This is a genomic window from Mesorhizobium sp. M0618 (assembly GCF_040320765.1).
Taxonomy (GTDB): Bacteria; Pseudomonadota; Alphaproteobacteria; order Rhizobiales; family Rhizobiaceae; genus Mesorhizobium.
Genome location: NZ_JAMYQH010000058.1, coordinates 1 through 14568 on the forward strand (window position 1 = coordinate 1; position 14568 = coordinate 14568).

Annotated in this window: 12 protein-coding genes; 9 read left to right on the forward strand and 3 right to left on the reverse strand. The window is 62.4% G+C overall.

Translation table 11 applies throughout. The annotated features are described in order from the left end of the window. Positions 1-144 precede the first annotated feature (144 nt). The gene (locus NKJ04_RS32990) at positions 145-1764 is read right to left on the reverse strand and encodes a calcium-binding protein (RefSeq protein ID WP_245273057.1); all 1620 of its coding nucleotides are present in this window, start codon (positions 1762-1764) and stop codon (positions 145-147) included. Between the two features lie 562 nt (positions 1765-2326). Between NKJ04_RS32990 and NKJ04_RS32995 the strand changes: the two genes are divergently transcribed. Then, positions 2327-4078: a type I secretion system permease/ATPase gene (locus tag NKJ04_RS32995; RefSeq protein ID WP_352680006.1), complete on the forward strand. Its 1752-nt coding sequence runs from the start codon at positions 2327-2329 to the stop codon at positions 4076-4078. Then, the gene (locus tag NKJ04_RS33000) at positions 4071-5447 is read left to right on the forward strand and encodes an HlyD family type I secretion periplasmic adaptor subunit (protein WP_352581652.1); all 1377 of its coding nucleotides are present in this window, start codon (positions 4071-4073) and stop codon (positions 5445-5447) included. The genes NKJ04_RS32995 and NKJ04_RS33000 overlap by 8 nt, the downstream gene beginning before the upstream one ends. Before the next feature lie 399 nt (positions 5448-5846). On the opposite strand, the gene NKJ04_RS33005 is transcribed toward NKJ04_RS33000, so the two are convergent. Beyond that, positions 5847-6872, reverse strand: a complete 1026-nt coding sequence (locus NKJ04_RS33005; protein ID WP_352680008.1) for an NAD-dependent epimerase — start codon at positions 6870-6872, stop codon at positions 5847-5849. A gap of 502 nt (positions 6873-7374) precedes the next feature. After that, complete coding sequence (locus NKJ04_RS33010) at positions 7375-8325, reverse strand: LysR family transcriptional regulator (RefSeq protein ID WP_023808937.1); 951 nt, start codon at positions 8323-8325, stop codon at positions 7375-7377. A gap of 93 nt (positions 8326-8418) precedes the next feature. Between NKJ04_RS33010 and NKJ04_RS33015 the strand changes: the two genes are divergently transcribed. The 7 genes from NKJ04_RS33015 to NKJ04_RS33045 form a co-directional block, all read left to right on the forward strand. After that, a complete protein-coding gene (locus tag NKJ04_RS33015; protein WP_128302522.1) occupies positions 8419-9324 on the forward strand; it encodes a dioxygenase family protein in 906 nt (301 codons plus the stop codon). 3 nt (positions 9325-9327) lie between these two features. Beyond that, complete coding sequence (locus tag NKJ04_RS33020) at positions 9328-10287, forward strand: VOC family protein (protein ID WP_023808935.1); 960 nt, start codon at positions 9328-9330, stop codon at positions 10285-10287. Then, positions 10284-10943 carry an alpha/beta hydrolase gene (locus NKJ04_RS33025; protein WP_352443267.1) on the forward strand — a complete coding sequence of 220 codons (660 nt, stop codon included), beginning with the start codon at positions 10284-10286 and terminating at the stop codon, positions 10941-10943. The genes NKJ04_RS33020 and NKJ04_RS33025 overlap by 4 nt, the downstream gene beginning before the upstream one ends. Then, positions 10940-12004, forward strand: a complete 1065-nt coding sequence (locus tag NKJ04_RS33030) for a maleylacetate reductase (RefSeq protein WP_352680011.1) — start codon at positions 10940-10942, stop codon at positions 12002-12004. Before NKJ04_RS33025 ends, NKJ04_RS33030 begins: the two co-directional genes overlap by 4 nt. A 27-nt stretch (positions 12005-12031) precedes the next feature. Further along, positions 12032-13306 carry an ABC transporter substrate-binding protein gene (locus tag NKJ04_RS33035; RefSeq protein WP_352680013.1) on the forward strand — a complete coding sequence of 425 codons (1275 nt, stop codon included), beginning with the start codon at positions 12032-12034 and terminating at the stop codon, positions 13304-13306. A gap of 59 nt (positions 13307-13365) precedes the next feature. Continuing rightward, the gene (locus tag NKJ04_RS33040; protein ID WP_032908626.1) at positions 13366-14082 is read left to right on the forward strand and encodes an ABC transporter ATP-binding protein; all 717 of its coding nucleotides are present in this window, start codon (positions 13366-13368) and stop codon (positions 14080-14082) included. Next, positions 14082-14568: ABC transporter ATP-binding protein (locus NKJ04_RS33045; RefSeq protein ID WP_352680015.1), on the forward strand; the 487-nt coding region annotated here is incomplete at its 3' end. The genes NKJ04_RS33040 and NKJ04_RS33045, both read left to right, overlap by 1 nt.

Here is a 14568-nt window from a genome sequence, read left to right on the forward strand (position 1 = left end):
ATGTTTTTATCCATTGTTCGTGGGGTGCTTTTGTGTTTTTTTTATAATCCCTTAGGGTGTTTTACACCCTTTTTATCTTGGTTGTGTGCGGCCCCCGCCGGCCCCCCCCCCCCACTTCTTAAAGCGTTTCTTCGCTGGGCTGGTTCAGGTGACCAGAAAAGACGATGCGGTAATCGACAGATGCGGAGAGAGGCTCGCGAAATGGATCTGGTTTGCGCCTCCGACGCCGTCGCTGTCGAAAGAAAGAGCTCCCGTCGAACTGTTGTAGATAATGTGATCGGAACTGTCATGCGCGGCTTTGCCGGCAAAGAAAGCGTCCGACGAGAGGCCCCCCTGATCGAGACCGGCAAAGATGGAATGATCGAGGTGGATTTTGTCCTGGGCTTTGTTGAAATCAGTGATCTTGTCCACGTTTCCAGCACCAAGGGCGGTACTGAACACGAAGGCATCTCTGCCCCCACGCCCGCTCAACGTATCGGCTCCGCCGCCGCCGTCGATCTTGTTGCTACCGGCATTGCCTTGAATGGTCTGTCCGAATTCGTTGCCGGTCAGATTGATGGCGGCCTTGCTGGATGCCTTGGTGGTTGCGAGTTGCTCGATATGCGAGCCAGCCGAAAGAGCGAAGCTCACCGAGGCAAGAACCTTATCGGCGCCGCTTCCTCTCTGCTCCACCACCTTGTCGTGGGCATTGTCGACGTAATAGGTGTCATTGCCGCCATAGCCGGTCATCTTGTCGGCGCCACCGCCACCATTGATCTTGTTGGCGCCGCCATTCCCATAGATGGCTTGACCGAACTCGTTGCCGGTCAGGTTGATGGACGCCCTGCCACCCGAACTGGCGGTGGAGAGCTGCTCGATATGTGAGCCCGCCGTAAGAGCGTAACTCACCGAGGCCACGACCTTGTCGACCCCGCCGCTTGGCGCTTCCATCACCTTGTCATGGGCATTGTTGACGAGATATTTGTCATTGCCCGTGGTCGCGTGAAAAACGTCTGCGCCGCGCGTGCCATGGAATATATGATCGCTGTCCGACGGGGCCGGCGCGGCGGGAGCAGGGGCGCCGGCGTCGCTTGGCGGCGTGGTCGGGGTATCGATCGGATCGCTTGCTGGAGGGGCGGCAGAGCCACCGGTGCTTTGGAGGTTGTGCTGCTGGAAGAAGGCCTGCAGTGCCGGCGAATTCTCCAGAGCTGTGTCTCCGTTCTGCGAGCCCCAGGCATAGGCATAATCGAAGGCAGGCGACGGAACCAGTGCTGCCCAATGATCTATCATCGTTTGCATCTGTTCCGTCGTTGGCATCTGATGCTTCCCGCCCGTGTCGGTCGTCCAGTTGCCACCGCCAAAAGTCTGGTAGACCGGAATGATCTTGTCGATCGGGATGCCGGACTTCACTGCCGCGCCCACGGCCCTGTCGATCATGTTGTAGTCGACCGTGCTCACGTCATCGCGCACCGGGTACGGGTCCAACCCGTAATAGTCGATGCCTGTATTGGCCGGATTATAGGTGTTGGAAAAATCCGGATTTGTAGGAGACCCCATATTCATCATGGTGACGAAGGTCTTGGCGCCCGGAAAATGGGAATGGATCCAATCCGATTCCGCTTTCAGGTTTTCGGCAGTTGCATATGTGCCCCACCTGCCGGTGGGATCTGGCTCGTCCATCAGGAAAAATCCGAACACCTTCGGGTTGTTCAGAAATGGTGTAACTTTTTCAATGAAGGAGGAGGTGACGCCGTCATGCGCGCCGAGATAGACGAGGCCTTTCATGCCGTCCGGCAAAGCATTGACCTGCGAGAGATATTGAACATCGACCAGGTTGAACCCGGCGGTTGCGACTTCGGTGGCTGATCCACCGGACGCATAATGGAGTGTCATCCAATGATCCTTTGGTTGATTCGATTTATGCCCCGCGTCTGCTTAGGTGATTGCTACATTAGGATGAAATCAAATACGAAACACAGCGAGATAGAATGTTTGATTGATCTAAGTTGTTGCTCAGTAGCAGGTATTTTGCTCAGCCGACCGTGGCACCTTTGAAAGTGTTTGGGAGCAAGGACATACGCCTCTTTTGCCGGCTCCGTTCTGACCAGTTCCTTTAGCGAAAATCGTCATTTTTCGTGAAGTTATCCCCAGACAGGGAGACGTCGGCGGCCGCGTTTCGCCGGTTCATGCCACGAATCCGCTGCATTTTCCTCAAAGTCGACGTATGTAAGCAGAGCGTAATAAGGGGGGCGACGGATAGCGGCTGCTATGCGCATCAAGAAAGGTTTGAGCCATCACAACTTACGGAAGTAACGGCGCGGCAGTGTCGCGCGAACGACCGCTGGTCATGAAAACATCGGGGGCTGGTTCTCCCGAGCTACGTTCCGCCATTCTCGCCTGCATGCCTGGGCTGCTTGGCGTGGCGCTGTTCTCGGCAGTGATAAACATTCTCGCTCTGACCGGTTCGGTCTATATGTTGCAGATTTACGATCGCGTTCTGCCGTCGCAGAGCGTTCCCACCCTGGTGGGGTTCACGATCGGCATGCTGGGTCTGTATGCGGTCCATGGGCTTCTGGATTTCGTGCGGCTTCGCGTGTTGGTCCGCATCGGCAGCCGTCTCTATAGGAATTTGCAGCAAAAGGTGTTCTCCATCTCCCTGTCCCTGCCGCTCAAGGCAGGGCGTGATGCGGACCGTCTGCAGCCTTTGCACGATCTTGACCGACTGCGCGGCTTTCTCTCCGGAACGGGACCGACGGTCATCTTCGACGCCCCGTGGATCCCCTTTTATCTGCTGATCATTTATTTGCTCCATCCTTCGCTCGGCCTGCTGGCGACGGTCGGCGCGATCGCTGTGGTCCTCTTAACAGCGATCGCGGAAGTGTTTAGCCGAGGCCCCGCCGCGCGTGCCTCGGAGGAGCTGCTGTCGCAGCGGGCGCTTGCCGATTCCGGCCGGCGCAACGCCGAAGTCGTTCACGCAATGGGGCTGTCTGGTCGACTGGCTCGACGCTGGAGCGACGTCAGCCGAGCCTATCTCGCCCAGCAGGAACGTCTCTCTGACGTCGTTGGTGGCGCCAGTTCGCTGTCGAAGGCCCTGCGGATGGCGTTGCAGTCCTGTGTTCTCGGTCTCGGCGCTTACCTGGTGATCGGCGGCGAGGCTTCACCTGGGGTGATCATCGCATCTTCCATTTTGCTTGGCCGCGCCTTGGCCCCGGTGGATGCTGCGATCGCAAACTGGAGAGGCTTTCTGTCGGCCCGGCGCAGCTATTCCGAGCTGGCAGCGGTCATGGCGGCATTCGGCCGCCAGGACGAGCCAATGGAGTTGCCTCGGCCGCAGGCGCGGTTTGCGGTCGAGCAATTGACCATTGCGCCGCCCGGCTTGCCAAAGCCAACCGTGGTGAATGTGAGCTTCCATCTGTCGAGAGGCGCTGGGATGGCCGTAATCGGCCCAAGCGGTTCCGGCAAGACAACTTTGGTGCGTTCGTTGGTCGGAGTGTGGAAGCCGCTCCATGGCTCGGTGAGATTGGACGGCGCCTCTCTCGATCAATGGAACTCGGAACAGCTCGGCGCCCATATCGGCTACATGCCGCAGGATGTGGAGTTGTTTGACGGCACGGTAGCAGACAACATTTCGAGGTTCCGAGGCAAGACGGATCCAAAAGGCGTCCTTGCGGCGGCAAGAGCAGCCGGCGTCGAGAAAATGATAATGCAATTCCCTCAGGGATTTCAGACCCGCATAGGCGAGGGCGGAGCGGCCCTGTCGGCAGGGCAGAGGCAACTCGTGGGTCTCGCCCGAGCACTTTATGGCGAGCCGTTTCTTGTCGTGCTCGACGAACCGAACTCGAACCTCGACGTGGACGGAGACGCTGCCCTGGCCGGCGCCATACGGGCAGTGCGTCAGCGCGGAGGCATCGTCATTGTCGTTGCGCATCGTCCTTCGGCACTCGCCAACATCGATCAGGTACTGGTTATGTCGAATGGAACGGTTCATGCCTTTGGCTCGCGCGAGCAGGTCTTGGCGAACGTGCTCCGACCTTCACCGCCTGTTTCACCTCGGCCATCTTCTTTGGCGCCGATACCGGGTGTTGCCGGACATGCATGAAGGTCTGCTCGAAACATTCGTCACCTTCTCATCGTATGCGCGGACCCTTCGTGGCAGCAAACGGCCTGCCGTGAGCGCGCCAGATCTGCCGGACGGTATACGGGCCAACCTGATATTCGGCTTGGCGATTACCGGTCTGCTGGTCCTTGGCGGCGGCCTATGGCTGGGATTGACCGAGATCGCCGGCGCTGTGGTTGCACCAGCCACCGTGGTGGTGGAAAGCAACGTCAAGAAGGTCCAGCATCAAACCGGAGGCACAGTGGGCGGGATCTTCGCGCAGGACGGAGATCATGTGCGAGGCGGCGACGTGCTGGTCAGGCTGGATGACACGCTGACTCGCGCGAACCTGCAAATCATCAGTGAGGATCTCGATCGCGCGACCGTCCGGCTCGCTCGGCTGGAGGCTGAGCGAACGGGCCTGGCGGAAATGCAACTGCCGGTCGGCCTGAAGGCGCGAATGAACCAGCCGGAGCTGGCTGCGCTCGTCAATGGCGAGCGCGCGCTCTTTGAAACGCGCGCTTCGGCTTTGGCTGGACAGAAGGCACAGTTGAGAAGCCAATCCCAGCAACTTGAACGTCAGATCGACGGCCTCAAAGCGCAACAGAGCGCGGTGGATGAATCGGTTGCTCTGCTGAATAAGGATTTCGCCGACGTTGATTCCCTCTATGCCAAAAAACTCGTCTCCAAGGAGAGGGTGAGCAACATCAGGCTGGATGCCACCCGGGCCAGGGGAGAATCGGGGCGCCTCGCTGCAGCAGTAGCTGAAGCGCAGGCGCGCATCAGCGAAACGGGGTTGCAGATGCTGCAACTGGATGACCAAAGGCGCACTGACGTGACGACCGAACTCCGCGAGACGGAAGCCAAGCAGACTGAACTCAACGAACGGAGGATTGTGGCCCAGGATGAATTGACCAAGACAACGATCCGCGCGCCGCAGTCCGGAACGATACAGGAATCGGCTGTCCATACCGTCGGCGGCGTTATCGCGCCTGGCGAGATGCTCATGACCATCGTACCTGATGCCGACGATCTTGTGGTGGACGCGCTGATCCCTCCGTCGCGGGTCGACGACGTCCGGCCAGGGCAGCCGGTATCGATCCGTTTTCCGGCGTTCGACGTGGGAACCACTCCGGTCTGCCAAGGGTCAGTGAAACACATCTCGGCAGATCTGATTAAAGATCCGCAACGTCAGCTTTCCTATTTCTCGGCGCGTATAAAGGTTGAAAGCAAATCGAACTGCCTGACCGAAGCGAAGGTGCTGAGGCCAGGTATGCCCGCCGAGGTTCATATCCGCACCGATGAACGCAATGTCTGGTCTTATCTGTTGAAACCATTTGCGGATCAGATGTCCAAGGCGTTTACGCAGTGATGGCGAGGAGGGGAGGCGAGTAGGATCGGGATTTCTGGCGGCCCGACGGCTTTTTGGGGGCGGGCGGCCGTCGAGCCTAACCGGCGGCGCGGGGATGAAGCGCCTCCGGCTGGAGGAAACATGCGCGTTATGTGCCGCTACCGCATCATTCGAATAGCGAGGCAGTTTGTCCGCTGTCGGTAGTTTTTTGCCCAATGAAATAAACGAACGCGAATGGCGGATGGCGGGCGAGCGGAACCGCAACATCACCCATCAAAGATCAGTGTTGCTGTGGTGCGAATTGCGGGGGGGCGGCCAATCCCGTGGGCGTCGTGCTGGCAGGAGCTGGCGCAGCCATCGAGCATCACTGGACGGTGGCCTGAGGCGAGTTTGCCAGCCGTGATCTTGCAAAGACTTTGTCTATCCCCGCCCGAAATACGCCTGGTACCACTCGACGAACCGCCCCACCCCTTCGGTCACTGTCGTCGTCGGGCGGTAGCCGACCGCCTGCTCCAGCGCCGAGGTGTCGGCGAAGGTATCGGGCACGTCGCCGGGCTGCAGCGGCAAAAGTTCGACGATGGCTTTGCGGCCCAGCGCGTTTTCCAGCGCCTCGACATAGGCGGTCAGCTTCACCGGGTTGTTGTTGCCGATGTTGAAGATGCGCCAGGGGGCGCTGCTTGTGGCCGGATCGGGACGGCTGGAGTCCCAGGCGGCATTGCCCGTGGGCGGGCTGTCGCTGGCGCGGATCACGCCTTCGGCGATGTCATCGACATAGGTGAAGTCGCGCGTGTGATTGCCGTTGTTGAACAGCTTGACCGGCGCGCCGGCCAGGATGTTCCTGGTGAACAGGAACAGCGCCATGTCCGGGCGACCCCAAGGACCATACACCGTGAAGAAGCGAAGCCCGGTCGTCGGCAATCGGAACAGATGGCTGTAACTGTGCGCCATCAGCTCGTTGGCGCGCTTGGTCGCGGCGTAGAACTGCAGCGGATGGTCGGCCGGACGATGTTCGGAAAACGGCATGTCGGTGTTGGCGCCGTAGACACTCGACGTGCTGGCATAGGTCAGGTGCGCGACGGCGCTGTTGCGGCAGGCCTCCAGCATGTTGGTGTAGGCGATGATGTTGCTTTCGACATAGGCATGCGGGTTTTCCAGGCTGTAGCGAACCCCGGCCTGGGCGGCGAGATGGATCACCCGGTCGAATGCATGGTCGGCAAAGCAGGCGTCGACCACGCTCTTGTCGGCGAGATTGCCGCGGATGAAATGATAGCCGGCATTGGTCTTGCGGCTCGCCTCGTCCAGCAGCCGCAGCCTCGCCTCCTTGATCTGCGGATCGTAGTAGTCGTTGACGTTGTCGATGCCGACGACCTCGTCACCGCGCTCCAGCAGCCGCTTGGCTACGTGATACCCTATGAAGCCGGCCGCGCCGGTGACCAGAACCCTCATCAGAAGCGCCCATCCGTAACATGCCTGGGGAACAGACCCTTGATGTCGTAGATGACGCCCGGGGTCTTGGAGGACATTAGCTGATCTGGTCGCGCGGAGTTGCCCTCGCCGTGAGGTGAAGGCAAACCGGTGATAGGAGGCTCAACCAAGATCGATATTCGCACTTACAAACCTTCGGCCTCTTCGTCGTCGAGCATCTGTCACCTCAGCGCACCCTTGCCAGCGCGTGTGGGACGCCGGCTTTGTACCCAACCGAATACAGGCACGGGAGTTCCATTCCTGCACGGAATGGGGGGAGAGCCGCACTTCATTGCTGGCGATGCTGAATAGGCGCCATGAACCAGCTTCGCTGATACTGGCGCTCACCGGTGTGCCCTTCAGCTCCTCAAACCGGGATCCCGTTCGGGAAAAACGAGACTGGCCAATGGACGCCCGATCGTCTCGCTGCTCCAAACGTCCGCTCCTGGCTCTTGGAGCTGTAAGGGGCGCCATGTCGGCTGGATTACCGCCCCCAGACGACGGCATTCTCGTGCCGTTTGATGATGTGCTTCAGATTCTCGAAGGCGGTCGTGACGTGGCCCGCGAAGCGCTCTGCCGCGGGCGAGCGCGGTCCGCTGACCCGGCGCAGGATACCAAGCGAGCGGCTGGGCTGCGGAATTTCATAGGGCAGCACCGTCACCCGGTTTTCCTTGCGCTGCGCGAAGACCACGGAGAATGGCAGCACCGCCAGCGCATCGGTTTCGGCAAGGAAGTTGATCACGCTCATCAGCGAGCCTCCCGAATAGCGGACGTTGAGGTCCGACATGCCGATGCTCATCAGGATCATCTGCAGGTCCGACATCAGCGGAGAGCCGGGTAGGGGGGCTACCCAGGGAAAGCTGGTCAGGTCATGCGCCCTGAGGCGGCGATTTCGCAGCAGGGGATGGTCGGGCCGGCAAGCCACGACGTTGCGTCCGGGCAGGATTTCGGTGAATTCGAAGCCGGGTCCCAGGTCGAGCACGCCGATCGGCACGATCCCGAGATCGATCTGGTTGCTCTCCAGCGCCGCGACCATCTCGGGCAGGTTCATATAGCTTTGCTGAACGGTGACCTCGGGTTCGAGCTTCTGGAATTCTCCGATCATCCGGCTGATCATCGCATCCATGAAGAAGGGCACGCCGCCGACACGGACGACGCCCTTCGTGCCTTTCATGAAGCCCTGGACCGCATCCGACGCCTTGCGCGACGCGGTGATGATCGTGCGGCCCTGCGCCGCCAACTGGAAGCCGAGCGGTGTCGCCTGCAGCGGCCGGCGACCCTTGAGGAAAAGCGGCTCGCCCACCCGCGCCTCCAGCATGGCCAGTGATCGACTGACCGCCGGCTGGGTCAGGCCCAGCATAGCGGCTCCTTCCGACACGCCGCCGGCATCCAGCACCGCGGCGAGCTGCATGAGGTGGCGCTCGTTCAGCTTCATAGCAAAACGCTATACAAGGGACGCCACATCTCATCAAGCATCGCGTCGGGCCGTGCTATCCCGCTTGGCAAGGGGAAGGGAGGCCCCGGCGGAATGCACGGCCAGCACGACCCGAAGCGAGATGAATTCCCCAAGGCGATCTCGACGCAGGCCGAGGAATTCTCACGGCGCCTGACGGCAATGGGCCAGTCCCGCCTGGCGGCGGCGGCGCAGGCAGCCGTCGACGGTTTGCACGCGCTGATCGTCGAGCTGCGACCCTCGGGCGAGGAATTCCGGCAGGCGATCGATTTTCTGACCGAGGTTGGCCACTACGCCGATGCGCGGCGCCAGGAATGGGTGCTGTTCGCCGACGTCCTGGGCGTGTCGTCGCTGATCGAGGATCAGAACAGCCCGCGCCCTGTTGGGGCGACCCCAAACACCCTGGCCGGCCCCTTCTACCGGGCCGACGTGCCGGAGATGCCGCTCGGCGCGAATATCTCGCGCGATCACAAGGGCGAGCCTCTGGAGGTTGCGGGCCGGATCGTCGCGCTCGACGGCGATGCGATCGGCGATGCGATGGTCGAGATCTGGCAGGCCAATGCCGAGGGTCTCTACGAGAACCAGGAACCCGACAGGCAGCCGGAATTCAATCTGCGTGGACGGTTCCGCACCGATCCGCAGGGATGCTTCGTCTTCGTGACGGTGAAGCCGAAGGGCTACACGCTGCCGTCGGATGGACCGGTCGGTCAATTGATGTCAGCGCTTGGCCTTGGCCTCGAGCGGCCGGCCCATATCCATTTTCGCGTCTCGGCGGAGGGCTTCGAGACGCTGACGACCCACATCTTCGACCGGTCGGACCCTGCGATCGGCCGGGATGCGATTTTCGGGGTCAAACCCGAACTCATGGCCGAGTTCCGCGCGCTGCCGCCCAACGGAGGAAAACGGAAGCACGCGCTCGACCTCAACCTCGTGCTCTGTCCACAGCGGCGGGGCGAAACCGAAACCTCTGGGAGGAGATGACCGATGGCACGTGTCAGCGGCTACCACCATTTGACGCTCTCGACCGACAGCGCTCAGGAAGATTTTGATTTCTATACCAAGGCACTGGGCCTGCATTCGGTGAAGCGCACCGTCTTGTTCGACGGCGTCATCCCTGTCTATCACCTCTATTACGGCTCGCCCAACGGCGATGCCTCGACGATCATCACCACCTTCCCGTTCCGCAAGCCAGGCGTCTATGGCCGCCGCGGGTCCAACCAGTCGCGCACCATCATGCAGTCGATTCCCAAGGGGGCCGCGGATTTCTGGGTCGACCGGTTGAACGCGCGCGGCATCGAGGCCATCAAGATCACTCGTTTTGGCGCCGACCGTGCGGCTTTCGCACATCCCTGCGGCATTCCGCACGAGCTGGTGGAAAGCGACAGGGATACGCGCGCGCCGATCACCAACGAGGCGCAGGGCATCGGCAAGGCGCACGGCATCAAGGGAATATACGGCGCCGTGGTGGCGGTGATGGACCGCACTGCGATGGACGACTTCCTGACCATCGCGTTGCCGCTGGAGAAAGAGGCTGACGACCATGAGGGACTGGTGTTCCGCGTGCCCGACGCGACCGGCGTCGCTCAGCGCGTGGAGGTCATTGTCGACCGCGACAGCCCGCAGGGCACCTGGACGCTGGCGGGCGGTACGATCCACCACCTCGCCCTCAACACCGGCGACGAAGAGAACCAGCTGAAACTGCGCGCTCATATCGAGGGTCTCGGCTTCACGGATATATCGGAGCAGAAGGACCGCAACTACTTCAAGTCCTGCTATGTCCGCTCGCCCGGCGGCGCGCTGTTCGAAATTGCCTGGACCACGCCGGAAGGCTGGGCCAAGGACGAGCCCCCGGGCCAGATCGGCAAGACGCTGGTCTTCCCGCCATGGTTCAAGGACCGTGAGAGCGAATTGCAGGTCGGCCTGGAAGAGGCGGATTTCACGTGAGTTCAGGCAGCGGTCCGCTCCGGCTTGGGCCAAGAGGCCCGGAGGCGAAGGCGATCTGCGTCTTCGTCCACGGCCGTGGCCAATCGCCCGAAGAGATGCAGTCCCATGTGCTGTCGCGGCTTTCCGCGACCGCCGTGGCCTTTATCCTGCCGCGTGCACCACACGGCATGTGGTGGGAGGCGCGTGCCGTCGACCCGTTGACGCCGGTCGCCCGGGCGCAGCTTTCCGACGCGCTCGACCACCTTGCGGCCGCAATGGTCGCGGCGCGGGCCGAACTGCCCGGACTGCCGCTTCTTCTCGCGGGCTTCTCGCAAGGGGCGTGTCTGTCGATCGAATACCTCTGCGCGGGGCTGCCGCCGCCGGATGCTTTGGCGGCCTTCACGGGCTGCCGTGTCGGTGTTCCGGCGGACGAAAGATCGGAGGCCGCGCCGGCCGGAATGCCGATCTATCTTTCCGGTGGCGATGCCGATCCCTGGATTCCGGTCTCGGCGTTTGCCGATGCCGCGCAATCGCTGGGCCGGATTGGCGCGAGCCTGCGGGCCGATCTGTTCCCGGGCCGCGGTCATGAGGTCTCGGACGCCGAGATTGCCATGCTGGGCACGATGCTCGACGACCTCGCGGCCGGGCGTGGCCCGCGCATGGAGGCGGCGCGATGATGGACAGCTTCACCTTTCCGGGCCTGACGACACGGGTGGTCTTCGGTGCCGGCACCATGGCTCGGGTCGAGGAGGAAGTCCGGCGGCTCGGCCATGACAAGGTGATGGTGCTGTCGACACCGCATCAGAAGGGCGATGCGGAAAGACTGGCCGCAAGTCTTGGCGGCCTCGCCGCCGGGATATTTGCCGGCGCGGTCATGCATACGCCCGTCGAGGTTACGGAAAAGGCCGTCGACGCCTTCCGCAGCAGCGGCGCTTCGGCGGTCGTCAGCTTGGGCGGCGGCTCGACCACCGGGCTCGGCAAGGCCATTGCGGTGCGCACCGGCGCCGACCAGGTGGTCATTCCCACCACCTATGCCGGTTCGGAAATGACCGACATCCTCGGCGAGACGGCGGCCGGCGAGAAGACCACTCGCCGCTCGCCGGACATTCGCCCCGAGACGGTGATCTACGACGTCGATCTGACACTGAGCCTGCCGGTCAGTCTCACCGTCACCTCGGCGATGAACGCGATCGCTCACGCGATGGAAGCCTTGTATGCCCCCGATCGCAATCCGGTGATCGTGCTGATGTGCAGGGATGCCATGGTTGCCTTCCGGGACGGCATTCCAAGGCTGATCGGCGATCCGCGGGATCGCGCGGCGCGGATGCAGGCGCTCTATGCGGCGTGGTGCTGCTCGACCGCGCTCGGCTATGTCTCGATGGCGCTGCATCACAAGCTGGCGCATGTCTTCGGCGGCTCGTTCGACACGCCGCATGCCGAAACCCACGCCATTCTGCTGCCGTACACGACCGCCTTCAACGAAGCGGCGGTGCCCGATCTGCTGGGCCCGATCGCCGACGCATTCGGTGGTGGCTCGGCGGGCGGCGGGCTCTGGGATTTCGCACAGTCGGTCGGCTCTCCGCTGAGCTTGAAGGCGATCGGCATCGAGGAGACCGATCTCGACCGCGCGGCGGCGATCGCGGTCAAGAATGCCTATGCGAATCCAAGGCCCATCGATCCGGGATCGATAAGGGAACTCCTTCAGTCGGCGTGGGAGGGACGCCGTCCGGGGGCTTGAGAATAAAACAAGAGGGAGGAACTTCACATGATCACAAGACGCAGCCTACTGAAAGCCTCGGCGGCGACGGGCCTGGCGCTCGCCGGTTCGCGCCTGGCGACGCCGGCTATCGCGCAAGGCGCCAAGATCCGCCTGGGCTATGTTTCGCCGCAGACCGGGCCGCTCGCCGGCTTTGCGGAGAGCGATGCCTACAACATCAAGGCCTTCCTCGCTTCGGAGGCGGGCAAGAACTTCGATGTCATCGTCAAGGACAGCCAGTCGAACCCCAATCGCGCGGCCGAGGTGGCGAAGAGCCTGATCGTCGATGACGAGATCAACCTGATGCTCGTCGGCTCGACGCCCGAGAACACCAACCCTGTGGCCACCACCTGCGAGGCGGAGGGCGTGCCGGTCATCTCGACGATGGCGCCGTGGCAGCCCTGGTTCATCGGCCAGCAGGGCAGTCCGGCCGATCCGGCCTCGTGGAAGCCTTTCAACTTCGCCTATCATTATTTCTGGGGTCTCGAAGACATCATCGCCGTCTACACCGGCATGTGGAAACAGCTTTCCACCAACGGCAAGGTGGGCGGGCTGTTCCCCAACGATGCCGACGGCAATGCCTGGGGCGACCCGAAGAATGGGTTGAAGCCCGGCCTCGACGTTGCCGGCTTCAGCCTTGCCGATCCTGGCCGCTATCAGAACCTTTCGGACGATTTCACCGCGCAGGTCAACGCCTTCAAGGCGGCCAATGCCGAGATCGTCACGGGTGTAGTCATTCCGCCCGATTTCACCACCTTCTGGAACCAGGCCCGCCAGCAGGGCTTCAAGCCCAAGGCGGTGACGGTGGCCAAGGCGATCCTTTTCCCGCAATCGGTCGAGACGCTCGGCGACGCCGGCCACAACCTCTCGTCCGAGGTCTGGTGGTCGGCCTCGCATCCGTTCAAATCGTCGCTGACGGGCGAGAGTTCGGCCGAACTCGCTGCGGATTTCACCGCCAAGACCGGCCGTCCCTGGACCCAGCCGATCGGTTTTGTCCATTCGCTGTTCGAGGTGGCGGCCAATGTCATGGGCCGCGTGTCGGATCCAACCAATGCCGAGGCGATCGCGGCGGCGATAGCGGCCACCGACATGACGACGGTAGTGGGCAAGGTGGCCTGGAGCGGTGCGGGATTGCCACCTTTCGCCGCGAAGAACGTCTGCAAGACGCCGCTCGTTGGCGGGCAGTGGCGCAAGAAGGCCGGTGGCGGCTTCGATCTGGTGATCGTCGAAAACGCCGGCGCCTCCCAGATACCCACCGCCGGCAAGATGGAAGCCCTGGCCTGACGCTGCCGAGGGCGGCTGATACCGCCGCCCTCGTTCGGCGCGACCCAAGGATGACAGTGATGATACTCAGGCTGGAAAACGTTTCGAAGTCCTTCGGCGCCTTGAAGGTTGCGGATTCCGTGACCGTCAGCGTGCCGCGCGGCGAAGCGCTGGGCATTATCGGCCCGAACGGCGCCGGAAAATCGACGCTCTTCAACCTGATCACCGGCAACTTGTTTGCAAATGAGGGTCGCATCGAATTGCTCGGCCGCGACGTGACCCGTGCTCCGGCGATGGAGCGGGTGCGCATGGGCGTTGGCCGCAGCTTCCAGATTCCGCAGCCTTTCGAGGGGCTGACCGTGTTCGAAAATCTCTTGACCGCTGCCGCCTTCGGCCGCGGCGCACGCGAGGCCGAGATGGTCGACGATTGCGCTGGTATCCTCGAGGAGACGGAGCTTCTCAGGAAGGCCAATTTCGTGGCCGGCTCGCTTAGCCTTCTCGACCGCAAGCGCCTCGAACTCGCCCGCGCCCTGGCGACAGGCCCTGAGCTTCTGCTCCTGGACGAGATCGCCGGCGGTCTGACGGAGGGCGAATGCAAGGCCCTGGTCGCGACGATCAAGGCGATCCACGCCAGGGGCACGACAATCATCTGGATCGAGCATGTGCTGCACGCCCTGAATTCGGTGGTCGAGCGGCTTCTCGTGCTGGATTTTGGGCGTGTGATCGGGATCGGTGCGCCTGATGAGATCATGGCCTCGAAGGCGGTTCGCGAAATCTATCTGGGGCTCGAGGTCTGATGCTGGAAACGCGCGGCCTCACCGCGAATTACGGCCAGTTCCGGGCGCTGTTCGGTGTGGATATCAGCGTGGCCGCGGGCGAATGCGTGGCGATCATCGGCGCCAATGGCGCCGGAAAATCCACGCTGATGCGCTCGATCACGGGCGTGATCGGCAACGAGCCCGGCATGGTGCTGCACAGGGGCGAGCCGATTGGCGCGCTGTCTTCGGCCGAGATCATGAAGCGCGGCATTGCCATGGTGCCGGAGGGGCGCCGACTGTTCCCTTCGCTGACCGTCGAGGAAAACCTGCTGGTCGGCGGGCAAGCGCGCAAGGTGCCGGGGCCGTGGAACCTCGACGCCGTCTATGACCTTTTCCCGATCCTGCGCGAGCGGCGCAAGAGCCCCAGCACCGCGCTCTCGGGCGGCCAGCAGCAGATGGTGGCGATCGGCCGGGCGCTGATGTCGAACCCCCAATTGCTGCTCTGCGACGAGATCAGCCTCGGCC